This is a genomic window from Streptomyces sp. NBC_01317 (assembly GCF_035961655.1).
Taxonomy (GTDB): domain Bacteria; phylum Actinomycetota; class Actinomycetes; order Streptomycetales; family Streptomycetaceae; genus Streptomyces.
The window spans coordinates 6,482,021-6,503,438 of the sequence record NZ_CP108393.1 but is presented as its reverse complement, the minus strand read 5'-3'; the positions used below and the strand labels follow the sequence as shown (position 1 = coordinate 6,503,438).

Below are 21,418 nucleotides of genomic sequence, written 5' to 3'. Positions count from 1 at the left end.
CCGGGGGCGGCCGCGCGCGGGGGTCCCGTACCCTTCTCGCGCATGACGCCCGACGCTCCCTTCTCACGCCTCACGCCTCACGCTCTCGTGCGTGACCACACCGTCTATTCCTGTGTGATGGGGTCGCGGGCGTTCGGCCTGGCGACGGAGGGCAGCGACACCGACGTCCGGGGGGTGTTCCTGGCGCCGACCGCGCTGTTCTGGGGCTTCGAGAAGCCGCCGGCGCATGTCGAGGGCCCGGCCGACGAGCAGTTCTCCTGGGAGCTGGAGCGCTTCTGCGCGCTGGCGCTGCGCGCCAACCCCAATGTGCTGGAGTGCCTGCACTCCCCGCTGGTCGAGCGCCTGGACGACACCGGCCGCGAACTGCTGTCCCTGCGCGGGGCGTTCCTCTCCCGGCAGGCCCACACGACGTTCGTACGGTACGCGCTCGGCCAGCGCCGGAAGCTGGAGGCGGACGTCCGGCAGCACGGCGCCCCGCGCTGGAAGCACGCCATGCACCTGCTGCGGCTCCTCGCGCTCTGCGGGGACCTGCTGCGTACGGGCCGGCTGGTCATCGACGTCGGCACGGACCGCGAACCGCTGCTCGCGGTCAAGCGCGGCGAGGTGCCCTGGCCAGAGGTCGAACGCCGGATGAACCGCCTGGCGACGAAGGCGGACGACGCGGCGGCGGCCTCCCCCTCTCCCCCCGGAACCCGACCACGCCCGGATAGAGGACTTCCTGATCCGCACCCGCCGCGCGTCAGCGCGGCGCGTCGAGCCGCACCCGGACGACCAGGTCGCGCAGCGCGTCCCGGGCGGCGCCTCCGGGCACCTCGGGTAGCGAGGTGTCCGCCCTGGCGTCCTCCAGGTCCGTACGGAGCGCCGCCAGGTCCTTCTCGACCCGGTCCCGGCCCGGGACTCCGTCCGTACCGTGCTCGGCCTCGGCCTTCGCGGCGATCAGTTCCGGCAGGTACGCCGGCGCGGCCACCTCCCCGAGCAGCGTGGGCAGATGGGCCTCGATCCCGCCGCCGCGCATCAGGTGGACCCCGGTCAGCAGGGCGCGGAAGGTGTAGAGCAGGGGCTTCAACTCCCCCGTCCGCTCGAAGAGCCGCTCCTGCGTGGCCGCGAACCCCGCGTAGTGGTGGGCGTGATGGGCGGTCAGCAGGCCGGGGGCCAGCGAGGCCAGTTCGGAGTGGGCGCCGGTGGTGTGCACAACCAGGGGCGACAGGAGCTGTTCCAGGACATAGCCGTTGCGCCGCAGCATCAGCCGGGCGAACTTGCGCAGGTCGTGGGTGACGAGGTCCATCTCCACCCCGTCCCTGTCCCCCATCCGGGTCCGGGTCTCGTCCGGTTCGTCCAGTCCTACGAGGGCCTCGACCGGCAGGACATGGACCCCGCGCAGGTCGATGTCGGAGTCGCGGGAGGGGAATCCGTAGAGGTGCGCCCCGGACACCGTGGCGAACAGCAGGGGGTCGGTCTCCTCCGCGAGGACCGGACCCAGGTCGGTGACCGGCAGGCCGGCCTCGCGGAGGCGGTGTTCGGACGGGGTGTGTCTGTCCGGTGGGGTCGCGTGGCGCGTGGTCGTGTGTGCGTGCATGGGTCAAGCGTCCCAGAGCGCTCCCAGTGACAGCAGGTCGCTGCGGTACTCGATGCGTTCCGCCCATTCCTTGGGCCAGGCGCCCGCGCCGAGGTGGGCGCCCGCGAAGGCTCCCGTCAGGCAGGCGATCGAGTCGGAGTCGCCGCGGGTGCAGGCGGCTCTGCGGACCGCGGTGACCGGGTCCTCGGGGAAGAGCAGGAAGCAGAGCAGCGCGGTGGCGAGGGCCTCCTCGGCCACCCAGCCGTCCCCGGTGGCCAGGCAGGGGTCGGTCTCCGGGGAGGGGGCGCGCAGGGCGTCCTGGACACGTTCCAGGGCCGCCAGGCACTCGTCCCAGCCGCGCCGCGCGAAGTCCTCCGGGGTGGGGTCCTGGGAGTACGTCCACAGGTCGCCGAGCCACTGGTGGCGGTAGCGGCCGCGGTTCTCGTACGCGTACGAACGCAGCTGGCCGACCAGTCCCGTCGGCTCGCCGCCCCGCGCCATCAGGTACACCGCCCGCGCCGTGAGGTCGGAGGCGGCCAGCGCGGTGGGGTGGCCGTGGGTGAGGGCCGCCTGCAACTGGGCGGCTCCTGAGCGCTGTTCGTCGCTGAGGAAGGGGACGAGGCCGACGGGCGCGACCCGCATGTTCGCCCCGCAGCCCTTCGAGCCGGTCTGGCTCGCCGCCTGCCACGGCCGGTCGCTGTCGAGGAGCATGCAGGCCGTCATGCACGTACGGCCGGGCGCGCGGTTGTTGTCGGGCGAGTGGTACCAGTCGACGAACTCCTCGCGCACCGGCCGCACCAGGCGCAGCGGGCCGAGGACGCCCCGGTCCGTCGCGGTGCGTATGCCCCGGGCGAGCGCGAGGGTCATCTGGGTGTCGTCGGTGACGATCGCCGGCCTCGGCAGGTCCATCTCGCGCCAGGGGCCGCACTTGGCGAGGATGGACGGTACGTCGTTGAACTCGGTCGGGAAGCCGAGGGCGTCGCCGATGGCGAGCCCGGTCAGCGATCCCGTGGCGGCTTGTTTGGTGAGGGTCCTGGTGGAGATCACGTGGTCCGTCCTTCCGGTCGCAGGAGAGGTGGATGCAGAGTGGTGGCGGCGCCCGCGCGGTACAGCGCGGCGGGTTTCCCCCGGCCGCCGGTGCGGCGCGGGGGCCCCTCGACCGCCTGGACGAAGCCCGGGGTCGCGAGGACCTTGCGCCGGAAGTTGGGCCCGTCCAGCTCCACGCCCCAGACGGTCTCGTACACCTGGCGCAGCTCCGCGAGCGTGAACTCCGGCGGGCAGAACGCCGTGGCGAGACAGCTGTATTCGAGCTTGGCGCCGATCCGGTCGTAGGCGTCGGCGAGGATGTCAGCGTGGTCGAAGGCGAGGGGGACCAGGCCGTCGGCGGCGGGTGCCGGGGAGGCCGGCGGGTGTGCGGGGGGCGGTCCGGCGCCGCGCGAGGGGCCCGGTCGCAGGACCCGTGACAGATCCGTCCACCGCGCGAGCGCCGCGTCGCCGCCGCCGCGGGGCTCGGGCAGGTCGGGGACCAGCGCCGCGTACGCCACGGACACGACCCGCATCCTCGGGTCGCGGTCGGGGTCGCTGTAGGTCCGCAGCTGTTCCAGGTGGAGCGCGCCCGCGGTGTGCTCCGACAGTCCTGTCTCCTCGGCGAGTTCGCGGCGGGCGGCCTGTCCCGCGGACTCCCTGGGCAGGACGAAGCCGCCGGGCAGGGCCCAGGCGCCCAGGTAGGGCTCCAGGCCGCGCTCCACGAGCAGGACGTGGAGCTGGTTGTGGCGGACGGTGAAGACGGCGAGGTCGACGGTGACCGCGAACGGCGTGAAGGCGGAGGGGTCGTACCCGTCGGGGACGCGGGGTTCCGGCGGGCTCCCCCACCCGTCCTCCGGCTCAACCCCCCGCGTGTTCATCGTCGCTCCGGCAGCGGCGGCGCGAAGTGCCAGCCCCCGTCGAGCAGCGCGTCCACCGCGGCCACCGCCGTGTCGAGCCGCTTCTCGTGCGGTCCGGTCAGCTCCACGAACTCCCGCCCGGTACGGGTCAGTTCGGCGCGGAACCGGTCGGTCATCCAGGGCCGCAGCTCCTCGCCGTCCCGCAGCCCGTCGTCCTCGAACGGCACGTCCTCGTGTCCGGTGAGCAGCCACAGGTGACGCCGCGTCCGGCCGGCGATCTCCTCCACGAGCGGGTTGCGCCCGCCCACGTACCGCTCGTGCCACACCGTGGTGGCGAACGCATCCGTGTCGCAGAACAGCACCGGCGACCCGGCCCGCGCCGCGCTCTCCTCTGCCTCGTCCTGCCGCCGGGCGATCAACGGGAAGTCGTCCGTGGTGAATTCGACGTCCTCCCACCGCGCCCGGGGCTCCTGCGCCCGCAGCGCCGCCAGCTTGCGCTCGCTGAACTCCCGGCCGTACTCCGGCACACAACCCGTCCGCGCCCACACCCCGCCCCGCGCGCGGTAGTGCGCGGCGAGGGCGCGGGCCAGCGTGGTGGTGCCGGTGGACTCCGCCCCGAGCACTACGACCCGGCGGGCAAGCGCGGCCCGTACGGGCGGCTCCAGGAAGTCCCAGCAGGCCACCGGGTCCTCGCGCACGGCCGTACCGGAGACGGGGAAGACCGTACGGCCGGGGTCGACGCACACGGATTCGGCGCCGAACCGCCGCCCCAGCTCCTCCCCGTACGCCTCGGAGGTGAAGACCACGTCCACCCGGCCCGGCACCGCGCGCCGGAAGACGGCCAGGTGCGCGTCCCAGACCGCCGGGTCGTCGACGTCCATCGGCACGTCGTCCACAGCGCCCACCACCCTTACGTCCGGGTGGACTTCGCGCATCCACGCGACCCGGTCGGCCAGGGACAGCGACTCCACGGAGGACGAGCAGACGAGCACGGTGAGGTCCGCACAGCGGTCGCGCGCGGTCCGTACGAGATGGTGGTGGCCCGCGTGCGGCGGATAGAACTTGCCGAGCACCAGGCCGTGTCCGTACGCGCTCATCCGGCGCTCACCACCAGGGGGCGGTCCGGCGAACGGGCCCCGTCCCGGGACCAGTTGCGCAGTCCGGCCACGCACAGGGCGAGGAAGCCGACGTACAGCAGCGAGGTCAGGTAGAGGTCCTTGTGGGCGTAGAGCGGGATGTACACGATGTCCGCCGCGATCCACAGCCACCAGGACTCCAGCAGCTTGCGGCACTGCCCGTACGTCGCCATCAGCGAGAGGGACGTGGTGAGCGCGTCCCAGAACGGCACGGTCGAGTCGGTGGCGCGGCCGAGCAGGAACGTCAGGCCGAGTGTCCCCACCACCCCCGCCGCGCAGAGCACGCCCCATTCGGTGCGGGTCGTACGCCGCACCGCGGGCGCGGGTGAGTCCGGGCCACCCCCGTGGGTCCAGATCCACCAGCCGTACGCGGCGAGGGTGATGAAGACGGCCTGCAACGCCATGTCGGCGTAGAGGCCCGCCTGGAGGAACAGCACGACGAAGAAGAGGTTGTTGGCGATGCCGACCGGCCAGTTGGCCACGTGCTGACGGGCGACGAGCCACACGCAGAGCGCGCCGCTGCCGAAGCCGAGCACCTCGGTCCAGCTGACCGGGGTGTCCAGCACGGTCACCAGGGGTCGCCGCAAGGGATCGAGGATGTCCGCGAGACTCACGCCCGCCTCCTTAATGGTCATGTTGACTATAAAGGCGAACAGGGGTGCCCCACAAGGGAAAAAGCCCGCGGCCGGGGCGGCCGCGGGCTTTTCTCGCGTCGTTCTTCTCAGGTGCCCCAGGGGCTGTCCACAGCCCCGCTTCCGCGGTCTACAGCCCGACTTCCTTCATCAGCATGCCGACCTCCGTGTTGGTGAGGCGGCGCAGCCAACCGGACTTCTGGTCGCCCAGCGGGATCGGGCCGAAGGATGTCCGGACGAGCCGGTCGACCGGGAAGCCGGCCTCGGCGAGCATGCGGCGGACGATGTGCTTGCGGCCCTCGTGGAGGGTGACCTCGACCAGGTAGTTCTTGCCGGTGTTCTCGACGACCCGGAAGTGGTCGGCCTTCGCGTAGCCGTCCTCCAGCAGGATGCCGTCCTTGAGCCGCTTGCCGAGGTCGCGCGGGAGGGGGCCCTGGATGGCGGCGAGGTAGATCTTCTTCACGCCGTACCGGGGGTGGGTGAGGCGGTGGGCCAGCTCACCGTGGTTGGTGAGCAGGATGATGCCCTCGGTCTCCGTGTCGAGCCGGCCGACGTGGAAGAGGCGGGTCTCGCGGTTGGTGACGTAGTCGCCGAGGGACTGGCGGCCGTCCGGGTCCTCCATCGTGGAGACGACACCGGCGGGCTTGTTCAGCGCGAAGAAGAGGTGCGACTGGGTGGCGACGGTCAGCCCGTCGACCTTGATCTCGTCGCGGTCCACGTCCACGCGCTTGCCCTGTTCGAGGACGATCTCGCCGTTGACCTCGACCCGGGACTGCTCGATCAGCTCCTCGCAGGCGCGGCGCGACCCCATGCCGGCGCGGGCGAGGACCTTCTGGAGGCGCTCGCCCTCCTGCTCGGCGCCCGGGTTGGTGCGGGGCGTCCTGATCTCGGGCTTGTCCGCGTACCGGTCGCGGTTGCGCTGCTCGATCTTCGCGTCCAGCTCACGGGGGCGGGCCTGGCCGCCAGGGCCCCTGCGGGCGCGGGGAGGGGTCTGGGAGGGCTTGGGGCCGCCCTTGGCGCCGCCGCGGGCCGCCGCGCCACGGGCACCGCGCGGGGCGCCCGTGGCGCCGGCGCCGCCGGTGGCTCCGGAGCGGCCGACGTCGTACCGGCGCTCCTCGGGGCGGGGGCGGGACAGGCGCTTCTGCTCCTCGTCGCGGCCCGCGCCGGGGGCGCGGTCGTCCCTGGAGCGGTCGTCCCTCGCGCGGTCGTCGCGGCCCCGGTCGTCCCTGGCGCCGCGGCCCGCGCCGCCGTCCCTGCCGCCGCCGCTGCTCCAGCCGCTTCCGCTGGTACGGGGGGTGCTGCCGCCCCGGTTGCCGTCCCGGCCGACGCCGCCGCCGCGGCCGCCGCCGGTGCTCCGGCCGCCGCCCGCGCTGCCGCCACGGCCGCCCGCGGCGCCGCCGCTCCTGGCCCCGCCGCCGTTCCGGTTCGCGCCGCTCCCGCTCCCACTCCCGCTGTTCCGGTTGCCGCTTCCGCTGTTGCTGTTACCGCTTCGCATCAAATTTCCGTCTTGTCGTCTGCGTGAGTTTCCGGGGCGTACGGTGCGTCCGGATCGAACGACGGGACACCTTCAAGGGTCTCGGCCTCGATCGCGTCCGCCTCGGGGAGGAAGGGCGCGAGCTCCGGAAGCTCGTCCAGGCCGCGCAGGCCCATCCGCTCCAAAAAGTAGTTCGTCGTCCCGTACAGGATCGCACCTGTTTCGGGTTCCGCGCCCGCCTCCTCGACGAGCCCGCGCTGGAGGAGGGTCCGCATGACCCCGTCACAGTTCACTCCCCGTACGGCCGAGACCCTCGATCTGCTCACCGGCTGGCGGTACGCGACCACCGCGAGGGTCTCCAGGGCGGCCTGGGTGAGCCGGGCGTGCTGGCCGTCCAGGACGAAGCCCTCGACGGCCTCCGCGTACTCGGGGCGCGAGTAGAACCGCCAGCCGCCGGCGACCGTCCGCAGCTCGAAGCCCCGCCGCTGGACGGTGTATTCGTCGGCCAGCTCGCGCAGGGCGTCGGCGACGGCCCGGCGCGGGCGGTCGAGGATCTTGGCGAGGTGCGTCTCGGAGACGGGTTCGTCCACGACCATGAGGACCGCCTCCAGGGCGGGCTTGAGGCCGAGCTCCGCGACCGTGCTCCGCTGCTGCTCGCTCATGACCGCTCCTCGGCGCTCGCGTGTTCCTGGTCGAATTCGTCGGTCACGGCGGGCGCCGCGTCCTGGTCGCCGCCGGTCCAGCGCACCATGAGGGTCCCGAGGGCCTCCTCCTGCTCCAGCGCGACGGCCCGCTCCCGGTAGAGCTCCAGCAGCGCGAGGAAGCGGGCGACGACGGTGAGGGTGTCGGCGGCGTCCTCGGTGAGCACCTGGAAGCTGACCTCGCCCCGCTCTCTCAGCAGCGCGACGACATGCCCTGCCTGCTCCCGTACGGAGACCAGGGGCGCGTGGATGTGGTCGATGTACACCTGCGGCCTGGGCTTGGGCTGCATCGCCTTGACCGCGAGCCGCGCGAACCCCTCGGGTCCGATGCTGATGACCACCTCGGGGAGCAGCTCGGCGTGGTGGGGTTCCAGTCCGACGGTACGGGGGTAGCGGCGGCTCTCGTCGTCGAGGCGGGTGTGGAAGATCTCGGCGATGCGTTTGTACGCGCGGTACTGGAGCAGCCGCGCGAAGAGCAGGTCCCGCGCTTCGAGCAGGGCGAGGTCGGCCTCGTCCTCCACCTGCGCGGCGGGCAGCAGCCGCGCGGCCTTGAGATCGAGCAGCGTCGCGGCGACGACGAGGAACTCGGTGGTCTGGTCGAGGTCCCAGTCGGGCCCCATGGCCCGGATGTGCACCATGAACTCGTCGGTGACCTTGGAGAGCGCGACCTCGGTGACGTCCATCTTGTGCTTGGAGATCAACTGGAGGAGCAGGTCGAAGGGCCCCTCGAAGTTGACGAGCCGCACGGTGAACCGGGAGTCGGCGTCCGCCGCGGCGCAGTCTGTGGCCTCCGTCACGTCCCCGGCGGCACCCGCCGGCGGCGGGACGGAGTCCGGCCCGGCGGGAACGGCCTGCGACGCGTCCGTGGGCTCCGTCGCGGCCAGTGGGGGCGTGGTCTCGGGAATCGGCCCGGCGGCCTCTGCCGGCTCGGTGGGCGCAGGGCGGGGCGAGGGCGTGGGCTCCGGCTCGTCACGCGCGGGGTCCCGCACCGGCCGGGTGGGCTCGTCTGCCGGAGGGGTGGGCTGCGGCTCGGTGCTCGTGGCGGGGGGTGGCGGGGTTTCTTCCGCAGGCGTCCCCGAAGGGGTCGCTCCCGGGCCGCGGCCCAGCGCTCGGCGCGGGGGGCGGGTCGTGTCGGGAGGCGGGGGCATCGGGGTCCTGGGGGCGAGGGCGGAGGTGGCGCGGCCCCGGCAGGCTATCCTCAGCGCCCGCGCAGGCGCCGTACGAGGATGCTCGCGTCGCCCCGCGATTCGAGGTCCGCCAGGACCACCGCGACGGCCTCGCGGACGATCCGCCCGCGGTCCACGGCGAGCCCGTGCTCGCCGCGCAGCACCAGACGCGCGTGCTCCAGGTCCATCAGTTCCTCGGCCGAGACATAGACCGTGATCTTCTCGTCGTGCCGTTCACGCCCGCTGGGACGGCGGTTCGCGCCGCGCCCCCTGCGCCGCTGCTGGCCGCCCTGCGCCTCCTGGGGCCGCCGGTTCTTCACCGGTCCCGACTGGTCCCCGTCGGTCCCGCCCGTACGGCCGCGGGACGACTCCGCCGAGTCGCGCTCGGTGGCCGCGTGCTCCTCCGCCGCGGAGGCGGTCGAGGAGGCCGCCGCGCCGGACGGCGGCGTACCGTCCGCCGGGTCGCCCTCCCCCGCCGAACCCGCCGGACCCGCCGGATTCGGCACCCGCGCCTCGCCGTTGGCGTTCGCGTTGCGCCGCCGCTCCCGCTCCGCGGGCGACGACGACTGGAGCGCCATGCCCCCGGTCGTACGGAACAGCTCGTCGGCCCCGGGCAGACTCACTCGGCGTGACACCGGGCGAGCACCTCCCTGGCGAGCTGGCGATACGCGGCCGCACCCACGGAGTTCGAGGCGTACGTGGTGATCGGTTCACCGGCGACCGTGGTCTCCGGGAAGCGCACGGTCCGCCCGATCACCGTGTGGTAGACGTGCTCGTCGAAGGCCTCGACGACGCGCGCGAGGACCTCGCGGCTGTGCACCGTACGGGAGTCGTACATCGTCGCGAGGATGCCGTCGAGCTCCAGGTCGGGGTTGAGCCGCTCCTGGACCTTCTCGATGGTCTCCGTCAGCAGGGCCACCCCGCGCAGCGCGAAGAACTCGCACTCCAGCGGGACGATCACCTTGTGCGCGGCGGTCAGCGCGTTCACGGTCAGCAGACCGAGCGACGGCTGGCAGTCGATCACGATGTAGTCGTAGTCGGGCAGCAGCGGCTTGAGGGCCCGCTGGAGCGTGGACTCGCGCGCCACCTCGCTCACCAGCTGCACTTCCGCGGCGGAGAGGTCGATGTTGCTCGGCAGCAGGTCCATGTTGGGGACCGCCGTCTTCAGGAGAACCTCGTCGGCCGCCATGCCCCGCTCCATGAGCAGGTTGTAGACGGTGAGGTCGAGCTCCATCGGATTCACGCCGAGACCGACCGACAGGGCTCCCTGCGGGTCGAAGTCGACGAGCAGGACGCGCCGGCCGTACTCCGCGAGCGCGGCACCCAGGTTGATGGTCGACGTGGTCTTGCCCACGCCGCCCTTCTGGTTGCACATCGCGATGATCGTCGCGGGGCCGTGGTCCGTCAGCGGGCCTGGGATCGGGAAGTACGGCAGGGGACGCCCGGTGGGGCCGATCCGCTCGCGGCGCTGGCGGGCAGCGTCGGGTGCGAGGGTGGCCGCGTACTCGGGGTCGGGCTCGTACTCGGCGTCGGGGTCGTAGAAGTGCCCCTCGGGCACTTCGTTGTAGTCGGCGAATGGGCTGGACTCTCGCCCGCCCTCGTTGCCGGCCATGGCGTTCACGTGGTGGCCGTCCATCATCTGGTGGGCTGTCGTGTGCTGGTGGGTGGCGAAGGTGCGGACAGCGACGGAGCCGACAGCCTCCAGCCCGGACGACGGGCTCCCGCCCCTCGCAGGCATCCCTGGCTGACCACCCCCGGGAGTAAATGTCGACTCATTCACAAGTCGTCTTACCTCCTTGGACGTGACCAGGAAACTTATCGATAGGTCAGCGTGGCACCATGCCGACGATGGGCGACTCTATGGCGTGTCACCGGTCCGCAGCAACACAATCCGCCGGACCCGGCCCGATGTGTCGGCAACCGAACACCTCTCTGTCAAGGGCGCACAGGCCTCTCACCACAGCAGGTGCCACACGTTTCACGGGTGCGCGAATCGGTTAAAGAGTCACGTTCCCCGCGAGTTGACCCGGCGTTCGAGCGCACCCGGGCACGCCGCCGGCCGGACCTCGGGGGGCAAGATCCGGCCGGTGTCGTGATGTTGACGAATCGTGTTGACGAGTCAGCCGAGAACCGCGCTCAATTCGGCGTGATTCAGCCCATGGGCGTCCGCGACCTCGCGATAAACCACCTGACCGCCATGGGTGTTGAGTCCCTTCGCGAGCGCCGGATCGCGCCGCAGCGCCTCCACCCAGCCCCGGTCGGCCAGTTCCACGATGTACGGGAGCGTGGCGTTGGTGAGCGCGAAGGTCGACGTGTTGGGCACCGCGCCGGGCATGTTGGCGACGCAGTAGAAGACCGAGTCGTGGACCCGGAAGGTCGGGTCGGCGTGGGTCGTCGGGTGCGAATCCTCGAAGCAGCCGCCCTGATCGATTGCAATGTCGACAAGTACACTTCCGGGCTTCATCCGGGCGACCAGCGCGTTGGTGACCAGTTTCGGCGCCTTGGCGCCGGGGATCAGAACGGCCCCCACGACGAGGTCCGCGTCGACGACCGCGCGCTCCAGTTCGTACGTGTTGGACACGATGGTCTGGACCTTGGTGCCGAAGATCCGGTCCGCCTCGCGGAGCTTGTTGATGTCCCGGTCGAGGAGCGTCACGTGGAAGCCCATGCCGACGGCGATCTGGGTGGCGTTCCACCCGGAGACCCCGCCGCCGATGACCACGGCGCGGCCCGGGGCCGTACCGGGGACGCCGCCCGGCAGGACACCGCGCCCGCCGGCCGAGCGCATCAGGTGGTACGCGCCGACCTGTGGGGCCAGCCGGCCCGCGACCTCGGACATCGGGGCGAGCAGCGGGAGGGCGCGGTTCGCGGTCTCGACCGTCTCGTACGCGATGGCGGTGATGCCGGAGTCCAGCAGGGCGTCGGTGCAGGAGCGGGACGCGGCGAGGTGCAGGTAGGTGAAGAGCGTCTGGTCCTTGCGCAGCCGGTGGTACTCCTCGGCGATCGGCTCCTTGACCTTCAGCACCAGGTCGGCGGCGGCCCAGACCTCGTCGGCCGTGGCCAGGATCCGGGCACCGGCGGCGGCGAACTCGCCGTCCGTGATCGAGGAGCCGGCGCCGGCCTCCCGCTCGACGACGACCTCGTGGCCGTGGCGCACCAGTTCGTGGACACCGGCGGGGGTGATGGCCACGCGGAACTCGTTGTTCTTGACCTCGCGGGGGATACCGACCAGCACGTCGATCACGGTCCTTGGCTCAGGGGAGGGTACGCCGCGAGTGGATGCGGCGAACCCAGTCTAATGAAGGACTTCCCCCTGTCTAGCCTTGCAAAGCATTATTCCATCGCCGAGGTGCTGCGGATTTCGTAGGCAGAATCGCCTTCCTCCGTTCCAAGGAGCCGGTCGGCGACGGCCCGGTGCAGCCGGGCGGCGGTCGGGTCGCCGACCCGGTCGAGGGTGTCGGCCAGCCTGAGCTGCAACGCCGCCTCCAGCCGTACGTCCCCGGCGAGCCGCGCCCAGCCCACCGCCTCCTCGCAGGTGCGCAGCGACTCGTAGGGGCGGCCCGCGTACTCCTGTACCCGGGCGGCCTCGCTCAACGCCCGTGCCTGGCCCGTGAGATCGCCCAGGCGGCGGTGGCCGGCGGCGGCGGCGCGCCAGTCGCGCAGCGCCTCGCCGTACCGGCCCGCGTAGGCGTGGACCGCGCCGAGGCGGCCGTACAGCCGCGCCTCGTCGGCCCGCTCGCCCCGGCCGATCCGCTGGGCGAGCGCCCTGCCGTACCAGTCGGCGGCCCGCTGCCAGTCCTCCAGGTCCTGGTGGGCGCCGCCTACGGATTCCATCGCGCGGCCGGTGGCGTAGTGGTCGTTGGCGGCCCGTCCGGCGTCGAGGGCGGCCCGGTAGCGGGCCAGCGCGTCGTGCGTACGGCCCGTCCTGGCGTCGAGGTCGCCGATGTTGAGCAGGGCGGCGGCCTGCTCCCGGTGCAGGCCGCGCCGCCGCGCGATGTCGAGGACGAGGTGGTGCAGGCCGTACAGCTCGGGGGCGGCGGCCTCCGTGCCCCGGTGCGCGGCGAGCGCCCTGACCAGCGCGGCGACCAGCCGGCGGGCCAGGGTGTCCAGTTCGCCGTCGGCGACGGCGAGGCGGGCGGAGGCGATCAGCGCGGGGAGCCGGGTGCGCAGCCAGTCGTCGGCGGCGGCGGCGTTCGGGAAGCGCAGGGCGCGGGGCAGTTCGGAGAGCTTCCTGCGGGCCGCGGAGCCCTCGGGGTCGGTGACGGCACGGCAGGACTGGAGCAGCCGTACGGTCCGCTCCAGCATCCGGGCGCGGGCGAGCCGCAGTTCGCCGGGCCGGTCGTGGACGAGGAGGGCGCGCAGCAGCGGTACGAGGCAGGCGGGCACCTCGTACAGCTCCCCCGCCGGGTCGCCGGCGTGCCGCAGCATCCCCACGGCCACGAAGCCGTCCAGGGTCGTACGGGCGTCCGTGACCGAGCAGCCGGCCAGCGCGGAGGTGGTGTGCGCGTCGGTGAGGCCGGTGGGCGCGAGGGCGAGCAGGCGCAGTGTGCGGGCGGTGGAGGGGGCGAGGGTCGCGTACACCAGCCCGAAGACGCGGGCGAGCGGGCGGTCGCCCATGGGCATGCCGGGGTCGTCGGGCAGGGCGCGCAGCTGGGCGGCCACGTCGGCGACGGACGCGGTGGGGCGGGCGGCGAGCCAGCCGCCGGCCAGGACGAGCGCGGCGGGCTGGCCGCCGCACTCCTCCACGAGGGCCTCGGCGGCCTGCGGGTCGACGGTGATCCGTACGGCTCCGGTGTACCGGGCCAGCAGGTCGACGGCGGCCTTCACGTCCATCCCGCCGAGGGTGCAGGGCCGGACGTCGGGGATGCCGGTGAGCGGGCCCTGCGCGACGGCGACGACGAGGCAGTCCGGGTTGTCGGGGACGAGGGGGTCGACCTGCTCGGCGTCGACGGCGTCGTCGAGGAGCAGCAGGACGCGCCGGACGGCCAGGGCCTCGCGGACCATCTCGGACAGCTGGTCCTCGCCCGCGCCGGGCGGGCCCGCGATGCCGAACGCGGTGAGGATCTCGCGGGCGGTGGCCTCGGTGGGGACCGCGTCACCACCGGTCTCGGTGAGCCGGGCCCGTACGACTCCGTCGGGATAGCGGTCCGCGAGCCGGCGGGCGATCTCGTGGGCGAGGGCGGTACGGCCCGAGCCGGGGCGCCCGGCGATGAGCAGGACGCGGGCGCGGGGTTCCTTGCGGCCGGAGATCGTGTTGAGCCCGGCGCGCTCGATGTCCTCGTGCAGCGCTTTGATCTCACGGGCCCGCCCGAAGAACGCGGTGGTCCCGTCCCCGGCGCCCGGGGGCTGGTGCGGTGCGTCGAGCCCGGAATCGATGCGGTGGTCCCCGGGGGCGCCGAATTCGGGGGACAGCCCGCCCTCCCCGCCACCGGGCGCGTCGGGCGACACGTAGGCCATCCCGTCCACACCCCGCCCGGCGACGGCGACCCGTGGCGGGTGCGCGTGCGCCTGCCCGGCGGGGGCCGCGCGTTCGCCCTGGGTACGGAAGCCCTCCTCGCCCCCGCCCGACACCGACGCCACGCCTGAGGCCACAGGCAACGCCTGACTCGGCGCCACGTCCGAAGCCACAGCCCCCGGCGACAACTCGCCCGCAGAAACCGACCCCGGCCGGGCAAATCCAAGCCCGTCCGGCGATTGAGGACACGGGCCTGACGCCACGCCCGACGCCGCAGCACCCGACGACAACTCGCCCGCAGAAACCGACCCGGGCCGGGCAATCTCAAGCCCGTCCGGCGATTGAGGACAAGAGCCGGCCGCCGGGCCGGGCGCGCCGTCCGGGGCGGAGGAGTGCGCGGGAGGCCCGGCAACCGGCTCCTCCGTGGCGGGCGAGGGAGCCACGTCCGGCGGCACCGGCCCCGTACCGGCCGACAACGGCGGCCCCGCCCGCCCCTCGTCGGAGTCCGTCACGTCCACCCCACCCGCCACCGCCGTGCCCACGTCTTCCCCGGCCGGCTCCGTCGCGCCGGCCGCCTTCTTCGCCGCCCGGGGGCGCTTCTTGCCGCTCTTCGCGCCCTTGGGGGACTTTCCGTTGTCCCCGGTCTTCACGGCCTTCCCGGACTTCGCGGTCTTCCCACGGCCCGCACCGGCGCCCCCGGCGCCCCCGGCGCCATCCGCGCCACCCGCCCGCTCGCCCCGCGTGCCCGGCGTCCCGTCGGTCCCCGCGTCCGAGGCGGCGGAGCCGCCCAGGGCGTCCATGTCCACCGCCTGATCCGTCACGGGCCACGCTCCGTCCGCCTGCGCACGAGCCGAGCCCGGCGGGTTTCCGCGCGGGCGATTCGAGCGTAGTTCACTCTCTGCGACCGACCGGGTGAGGCAGAGCGGACAAGTCCCCCAATCGGATCAGCATTTCTTCAGACCGGAGGCAGCGGACCCAAGGTCTCAGGACGTGAACGGCCGCGCCGGCCACGGCGACTCCGCCGGACGCAGCGCCTCGACCCCGTCCCCCGCCAGCACCGCCGACAGCGCCAGCACCCCCACCGCGAGGCACGTGTTGTGCAGCTCGCCCCGGATCACGCCCCGCACCAGGTCGGCGAGTTCCACCCGCGCCAGCTCCATGTCCGCCTCCTCCTCGGCGACCTCGAAGCGCGCGCCCCCCGCCTCCGACAGGTCCCGGGCGAGGAAGATCCGTACCGCCTCGTCCGAGCCGCCCGGCGACGGGTACACGTCCGTCAGCACCCGCCAGTCCCCGGCCTTGACGTACGCCTCCTCGTACAGCTCCCGCTGCGCCGCGTGCAGCGGGTTCTCGCCCGGTACGTCGAGCAGGCCGGCCGGGATCTCCCAGAGCTTGTGGCGTACGGGGTGCCGGTACTGGCGCAGCACCACCACCCGGCCGTCGTCGTCCAGCGCGAGGATCGCCACGGACCCGGGGTGCACCTGGTAGTCGCGGGAGACGGTCGCGCCGTCGGGCATGACGACATCATCCGTACGGACGCTGGTCTTGTTCCCGCGGAAGGGGACCGTGGTCGCGGTGACCCGCCACTCTTCCGGAGCGTCCTCGATGGTCATGAAACGTCCTCCCACACAGCAGCGCACCAGCGGAAACCGGGGCGCCGGTCCCGAAGGACCCGCACCCCGGTGCCTACCGTATCGCTAACAGCCGGGCGGTCAGTTGTCCCGCAGTTGCGCCGCCCGGCGCTCCACCGCGGCCTTCACCAGGCCCGCGAACAGCGGGTGCGGCCGGGTCGGACGGGACCGCAGTTCCGGGTGCGCCTGGGTCGCCACGAGGTACGGGTGCACCTCGCGGGGGTACTCGACGTACTCGACGAGCTTGTTGTCCGGGGACGTACCGGAGAAGACCAGGCCGGCCTTCTTCTCCAGCTCCGCGCGGTACGCGTTGTTGACCTCGTAGCGGTGGCGGTGGCGCTCCTCCACGTACGGCTCCCCGGCGTGCACCTCCCGCACGATGGAACCCTCGGCGAGCTTCGCCGGGTAGAGGCCGAGCCGCATCGTGCCGCCGAGGTCCCCGGCGCCTTCCACGTACGCGAGCTGCTCCTCCATCGTGGAGATCACCGGGTGCGCCGTACCGGAGTCGAACTCGGTGGAGTTGGCGTCCGGGATCTCCGCGACGTTGCGCGCCGCCTCGATCACGATGCACTGGAGGCCCAGGCACAAGCCCAGCAGCGGCACCTTGTTCTCGCGGGCGTACCGGATCGCGCCGACCTTGCCGGTCACACCCCGCTCGCCGAAGCCGCCCGGGATCAGGATCCCGTCCACGTCCTCCAGCTGCCGCGCGGCGCCCGCCGGGGTCTTGCAGTCGTCCGAGGTGACCCACTTGACCGTGACGCGCGCCCGGTTGGCGAAGCCGCCCGCGCGGATGGCCTCGGTCACCGACAGGTACGCGTCGGGGAGGTCGATGTACTTGCCGACCAGCGCGACCGTGACCTCGTGGTCGGGGTTGTGGACGCGGTCCAGCAGGTCGTCCCAGACCGTCCAGTCCACGTCACGGAACGGCAGGTCCAGCTTCCGTACGACATAGGCGTCCAGGCCCTCGGTGTGCAGGACCTTGGGGATGTCGTAGATCGACTTGGCGTCGATCGCGGCGACGACGGCGTCCTCGTCCACGTCGCACATCAGCGAGATCTTGCGCTTGATGGACAGCGGCACGTCCCGGTCGGCGCGCAGCACGATCGCGTCGGGCTGGATGCCGATGCTCCGCAGCGCGGCGACCGAGTGCTGGGTCGGCTTGGTCTTCAGCTCGCCGGACGGGCCGATGTACGGCAGCAGGGAGATGTGGACCACGAACACGTTGTCGCGGCCCACCTCGTGGCGCACCTGGCGCACGGTCTCCAGGAAAGGCTGGGACTCGATGTCGCCGACCGTGCCGCCGACCTCGGTGATCACGACGTCGACGTCGTCGGTCGCCATCCGCCGGATGCGGTGCTTGATCTCGTTGGTGATGTGCGGGATGACCTGGACCGTGTCGCCCAGGTACTCACCGCGCCGCTCCTTGGCGATGACCGTCGAGTAGACCTGGCCGGTGGTGACGTTGGCCGAGCCGTCGAGGTCGACGTCGAGGAAGCGCTCGTAGTGGCCGATGTCCAGGTCGGTCTCGGCGCCGTCGTTGGTGACGAACACCTCACCGTGCTGGAACGGGTTCATCGTGCCGGGGTCGACGTTCAGGTACGGGTCGAGCTTCTGCATGGTGACCCGCAGGCCGCGCGCCTTGAGCAGCGCACCCAGACTGGAGGCGGTCAGGCCCTTGCCGAGGGAGGACGCGACACCCCCGGTGACGAAGATGTGCTTGGTCGTCGAGGGTGTCGAGGATCGGTTCGGCATGGCCAAGACGGGGCTCCCGTGGTCGCGGTCTGAGGTGCGTGCCGGTGCCGGGCCCTGAGAGTCTCGGAGGGATTCTCCGGGAGGCCACCGTCGCTGCGGGTTCGGGGCCTCATTGCTGAGCAAGGGAGTCCACCGGTCCACGGGCTACCAGGGTATCAGCGCCGAAGGGAGGCTGGTTCCGGCCACACGGCGGCGGCGGCCCCGCCCCGCGGGTCCCGCCGGATTCCCCCGGATTCCCCGGGATTCCCGCCGCGTCACCCTTGGCTCACCCGTTCGGCGGACCCATGTTGCCGGGAGCGTGGCGCGGAACTCCGAGGTGCGTCGTATCCTGCTCGGACATTCGCTGCCGATGCAGGCCGGCAAACGGCACCACCCCGCCCGTGTTCCCGGAAAACATGCTCGTCAACGACCCTTAGACCGCAGTTATCGCCCTTCGGGGCGAACGTGGCCGTTCGACTGGAGATGCACGTGGCCGGGCGCATCGAGGATTACGCACTCATCGGAGACATGCAGACCGCCGCCCTGGTCTGCCGGGACGGCACAGTCGACTGGCTGTGCCTGCCCCGCTTCGACTCACACGCCGTTTTCGCGGCCCTGCTCGGCACGGACGAGCACGGCTTCTGGCGGCTCGGACCCGCGTACGCGGCGGGTTCCGAGCCCCCGAGGGCCGCGCGGCGCCACTACCGCGGGGATTCACTGATCCTGGAATCGGAGTGGGACACGCCGCGCGGCACGGTCCGCGTGACGGACTTCATGCCGCCCCGTGACGGCGCCCCGCAGCTCATCCGGATCGTGGAGGGCGTCAGCGGCCGGGTGCCCATGCGCTCCGCCCTGCGGATGCGGTTCAGCTACGGCCGGGTGACCCCGTGGGTCCACAAGGTCGACAACCGTACGGTCGCCGTCGCGGGCCCCGACTCGGTCTGGCTGGACACCGAGACGGAGACGTACGGCAAGGACCTCACGACGTACTCCGACTTCACCGTGGCGCCCGGCGACCGCGTCGCCTTCACCATCAGCTGGCAGCCCTCGCACAAAGAGCCGCCCGCGCTGCCCGACCCCGAGGGCTCGCTGGACGCCACGTCAGATTTTTGGCGTGAATGGGTCGAGCACTGTACGTATCACGGCCCTTACAGAGAGGCAGTGGTCCGCTCGCTGATCACCCTCAAGGCCCTCACGTACGCGCCGACGGGCGGCATCGTCGCCGCCCCGACGACCTCCCTGCCGGAGGAGATCGGCGGCGTCCGGAACTGGGACTACCGCTACACCTGGCTGCGCGACGCCGCGATCACACTCTCCTCGCTGCTGCGCACCGGCTACCGCGAGGAGGCCCGCGCCTGGCGCGAGTGGCTGCTGCGGGCCGTCGCGGGCGACCCGGAGAACCTCCAGATCATGTACGGCATCGCCGGTGAGCGGGAGTTGGGCGAGGCGGAGCTGGACTGGCTGCCGGGGTACGAGCGTTCGGGCCCGGTCCGGGTCGGCAACGGCGCCGCGCACCAGCTCCAGCTGGACGTGTACGGCGAGGTCACCGAGGCGCTGCACCTGGCGCACATGACGGGCCTGGCCCGCAACGACTACGCCTCGCTGCTCCAGTTGAAGCTGATCCGCTACCTGGAGAAGCACTGGGACCAGCCGGACGAGGGCATCTGGGAGGTCCGCGGGCCGCGCCGGCACTTCGTCCACTCGAAGGTGATGGCGTGGGTCGCGGTCGACCGCACGATCAAGCTCATCGAGTCCGGGGACGCGGACGGGCCGCTGGAGCGCTGGCGCGAACTGCGGGACGACATCCACCACGATGTCTGCGAGAAGGGGTACGACAAGGAGCGGAACACCTTCACGCAGTCGTACGGCTCCAAGGAGCTGGACGCGTCGCTGCTGCTGATCCCGCAGATGGGCTTCCTCCCCCCGGACGACAAGCGCGTCATCGGCACGATCGAGGCGATCCAGCGGGAGCTGTCCACGGAGGACGGCTTCATCATGCGCTACCCGACCACCGGCTCCGAGGCGGGCGTGGACGGCCTGGAGGGCGACGAGGGCGCCTTCCTCGCGTGCTCGTTCTGGCTCGCCGACGATCTCGCGATGATCGGCCGCGTCGACGAGGCCCGCAAGCTCTTCGAGAAGCTGCTGGACCTGCGCAACGACCTGGGCCTGCTGGCGGAGGAGTGGGACCCGCGCCTCAAGCGCCAGGTCGGCAACTTCCCGCAGGCGTTCAGCCACGTGCCCCTGATCGACACGGCACTGCGCCTGACGGCGTCGGGCGCTTACGGGGGCTGAGCGGCACCGCACGCGTGTGGGGCCCCGTCCTTCCGGGCGGGGCCCCACGTGCGTGGGCGGACTCGGCGGGCGGTGACCGGAACGTACCGGTACGGGTAGCCTCCGCTTCTATGGAGAGCCAGGACGGGATCACCGTGCAGCGCGCGCTGGAGCTGCCAGGACTCCGTGCCGGGCTGCCCGAGGTCGTCGCGGGCGCGGACCGGCTGAACCGTACGGTGCGCTGGGTGCACGCCGGGGAGGTCCCGAACATCGCCTCGCTCCTCAAGGGCGGCGAGCTGCTCCTCACCACAGGACTGGGCCTCGGCACCCGGCCCGCCGAGCAGCGGGCCTTCGTCCGCGCGCTCGCCGAGCGGGGGATCGCGGCGCTCGTGGTCGAGCTGGGGCCGCGGTTCGACCGGCTGCCCGCCACGCTCGTGGAGACGGCCGGGGCGGCCGGGCTGCCGCTCGTGCAGCTCCACCGCGAGGTGCCCTTCGTGACGGTGACCGAAGAGGTGCACACCGAGATCGTCAACGGGCACTACGCACTGCTGCGCCGGGCCGAGGAGGTCCACCGGCGCTGTACGGAGGCGCTGCTCGACGGGGGCGGGGTGCCGCAGGTGCTGCGGATCCTCGCCGACTTCGCGGCCAATCCGGTCTTCCTGGAGACGGCGGAGGGACGGCTGCTCTACGCGGCGGCCCCGGCGGCGGGGCCCGCCTCGGCGCCCGCCGCCGCCGATCCGCTCCAGATCTGGGAGGGGCTGCGCGGGCAGCGCGCGGCCCGCGCGGCGGGGCCGCCGGCGGGCGCCGTGCTGGTGGACGTGCCGGGCGGCGGGCACGGTTCGGGCGCGGTACGGGCCCGGCTGGTCCTCCCCGCCGTGTCGGCGCCGCTGCTGCCGGTGCACCGGATGGCGGCGGAACGCGCGGCGGGCATCCTGGCGGTGGTGCTGATGCAGGCCCGCCAGGACGAAGAACTGGCGGCGCGGGGGCGCGGCGACTTCCTGACGGATCTCGCCGGGGGCCGCATCCGCGCCGAGGACGCGCCCGCGCAGGCGAGGGTGCTGGGCTTCCGGCCGGGCGACGGGCCGCTGCTCCCCGTGGTGATGCGGCTGGCCTCGGAGCTGGCGCCGTCCGGCAACTGGGCGCTGCTGGCGAGAGCCGTACTGGAAGAGCTGTCCTCCGTGGGTGTGCCGGTGCTGCTGGGGGTACGTCCGGTGGAGGGCCGGGTGCCGCTGCTGCTGGGGCTGCGCTCCGACGGTGAGCGTACGGCGGTGGCGGACCGGGTCGCGACGGCGCTGCGGGCCGGTGTGGAGCGCGCGGGCCTGGAGCGGCCGGGCGCGCAGCCGCCGGTCGTGGTGGTCGGGGTGCCCGGCAACTGGGCGGCGGCGAGCGCGGGGCTGCGGCACGCGGCCGAGACCGCGACGGCGGCGCAGGGCCTCACCGACCTGCCGTGGTACGACGCCCGCCGCCTGGACATCGACCTGCTGCTGTGGCGGCTGCGGGACCACCCGGACCTGGCGGCCTTCGTGGACCGCGCGATCGGCCCGCTGCGCGCCCACGACAGGACCGCGCGGCCGGCTCTGCTGCCTACCCTGGAGGTCTTCCTGGCGCACGCGGGCCGCAAGGCGGAGACGGCGCGCGAGCTGCATCTGAACCGCCAGACGCTGTACAACCGGCTGGCGCGGATCGCGGAGCTGCTGGGCACGGACCTGGACGACCCGCAGACGGTCCTGGCCCTGAGCCTGGCGCTGCGCGCCCGCCGCCACGCGCCCTGATCAGGCCCGCCGGG

Annotated in this window: 16 protein-coding genes and 1 pseudogene; 3 read left to right on the top strand and 14 right to left on the bottom strand. The window is 72.8% G+C overall.

Annotated elements, in window-relative coordinates:
- Positions 1 to 42: 42 nt before the first annotated feature.
- Positions 43 to 820, top strand: a pseudogene (locus tag OG349_RS28310) (nucleotidyltransferase domain-containing protein).
- Here OG349_RS28310 and OG349_RS28305 read toward each other — a convergent pair.
- From OG349_RS28305 to OG349_RS28240, 14 genes are all read right to left on the bottom strand, one after another.
- Positions 740 to 1,576 carry a nucleotidyltransferase domain-containing protein gene (locus OG349_RS28305; RefSeq protein ID WP_327237265.1) on the bottom strand — a complete coding sequence of 279 codons (837 nt, stop codon included), beginning with the start codon at positions 1,574 to 1,576 and terminating at the stop codon, positions 740 to 742. The pseudogene OG349_RS28310 and the gene OG349_RS28305 sit on opposite strands and share 81 nt — an antisense overlap.
- A 3-nt stretch (positions 1,577 to 1,579) precedes the next feature.
- Complete coding sequence (locus tag OG349_RS28300; RefSeq protein ID WP_442806326.1) at positions 1,580 to 2,602, bottom strand: ADP-ribosylglycohydrolase family protein; 1,023 nt, start codon at positions 2,600 to 2,602, stop codon at positions 1,580 to 1,582.
- Positions 2,599 to 3,459 carry an NUDIX hydrolase gene (locus tag OG349_RS28295; protein ID WP_327237264.1) on the bottom strand — a complete coding sequence of 287 codons (861 nt, stop codon included), beginning with the start codon at positions 3,457 to 3,459 and terminating at the stop codon, positions 2,599 to 2,601. Before OG349_RS28295 ends, OG349_RS28300 begins: the two co-directional genes overlap by 4 nt.
- On the bottom strand, positions 3,456 to 4,535 hold the full coding sequence (locus tag OG349_RS28290; RefSeq protein WP_327237263.1) for an AAA family ATPase: 1,080 nt from the start codon (positions 4,533 to 4,535) through the stop codon (positions 3,456 to 3,458). The genes OG349_RS28295 and OG349_RS28290 overlap by 4 nt, the downstream gene beginning before the upstream one ends.
- Complete coding sequence (gene pnuC, locus OG349_RS28285; protein WP_327237262.1) at positions 4,532 to 5,188, bottom strand: nicotinamide riboside transporter PnuC; 657 nt, start codon at positions 5,186 to 5,188, stop codon at positions 4,532 to 4,534. The genes OG349_RS28290 and pnuC overlap by 4 nt, the downstream gene beginning before the upstream one ends.
- A 148-nt stretch (positions 5,189 to 5,336) precedes the next feature.
- Entirely contained in the window at positions 5,337 to 6,701 is a 1,365-nt protein-coding gene (locus OG349_RS28280) for a pseudouridine synthase (protein ID WP_327237261.1), read from the bottom strand.
- Positions 6,701 to 7,342, bottom strand: a complete 642-nt coding sequence (gene scpB / locus OG349_RS28275; protein ID WP_327237260.1) for an SMC-Scp complex subunit ScpB — start codon at positions 7,340 to 7,342, stop codon at positions 6,701 to 6,703. Before scpB ends, OG349_RS28280 begins: the two co-directional genes overlap by 1 nt.
- A complete protein-coding gene (locus OG349_RS28270; protein ID WP_327237259.1) occupies positions 7,339 to 8,529 on the bottom strand; it encodes a segregation and condensation protein A in 1,191 nt (396 codons plus the stop codon). The genes scpB and OG349_RS28270 overlap by 4 nt, the downstream gene beginning before the upstream one ends.
- A gap of 50 nt (positions 8,530 to 8,579) precedes the next feature.
- A complete protein-coding gene (locus OG349_RS28265; RefSeq protein WP_442806325.1) occupies positions 8,580 to 9,182 on the bottom strand; it encodes a hypothetical protein in 603 nt (200 codons plus the stop codon).
- Positions 9,167 to 10,285: a ParA family protein gene (locus OG349_RS28260; RefSeq protein ID WP_161309024.1), complete on the bottom strand. Its 1,119-nt coding sequence runs from the start codon at positions 10,283 to 10,285 to the stop codon at positions 9,167 to 9,169. The genes OG349_RS28265 and OG349_RS28260 overlap by 16 nt, the downstream gene beginning before the upstream one ends.
- A 381-nt stretch (positions 10,286 to 10,666) precedes the next feature.
- Positions 10,667 to 11,782 carry an alanine dehydrogenase gene (gene ald / locus OG349_RS28255; protein ID WP_327238763.1) on the bottom strand — a complete coding sequence of 372 codons (1,116 nt, stop codon included), beginning with the start codon at positions 11,780 to 11,782 and terminating at the stop codon, positions 10,667 to 10,669.
- Between the two features lie 98 nt (positions 11,783 to 11,880).
- Positions 11,881 to 13,923 (bottom strand): tetratricopeptide repeat protein, encoded by a 2,043-nt coding sequence (locus tag OG349_RS28250; protein ID WP_327238762.1) that lies wholly within the window; start codon positions 13,921 to 13,923, stop codon positions 11,881 to 11,883.
- 1,062 nt (positions 13,924 to 14,985) lie between these two features.
- Positions 14,986 to 15,612: an NUDIX hydrolase gene (locus OG349_RS28245; RefSeq protein WP_327237258.1), complete on the bottom strand. Its 627-nt coding sequence runs from the start codon at positions 15,610 to 15,612 to the stop codon at positions 14,986 to 14,988.
- A 99-nt stretch (positions 15,613 to 15,711) separates the two neighbouring features.
- Positions 15,712 to 17,382, bottom strand: coding sequence for a CTP synthase (locus OG349_RS28240; RefSeq protein WP_161310575.1), 1,671 nt, complete (start codon positions 17,380 to 17,382; stop codon positions 15,712 to 15,714).
- Between the two features lie 462 nt (positions 17,383 to 17,844).
- On the opposite strand from OG349_RS28240, the gene OG349_RS28235 reads away from it, so the two are divergent.
- Both OG349_RS28235 and OG349_RS28230 read left to right on the top strand, forming a co-directional pair.
- Entirely contained in the window at positions 17,845 to 19,653 is a 1,809-nt protein-coding gene (locus OG349_RS28235) for a glycoside hydrolase family 15 protein (protein ID WP_327238761.1), read from the top strand.
- 110 nt (positions 19,654 to 19,763) lie between these two features.
- On the top strand, positions 19,764 to 21,404 hold the full coding sequence (locus tag OG349_RS28230) for a PucR family transcriptional regulator (RefSeq protein WP_327237257.1): 1,641 nt from the start codon (positions 19,764 to 19,766) through the stop codon (positions 21,402 to 21,404).
- Positions 21,405 to 21,418 lie beyond the last annotated feature (14 nt).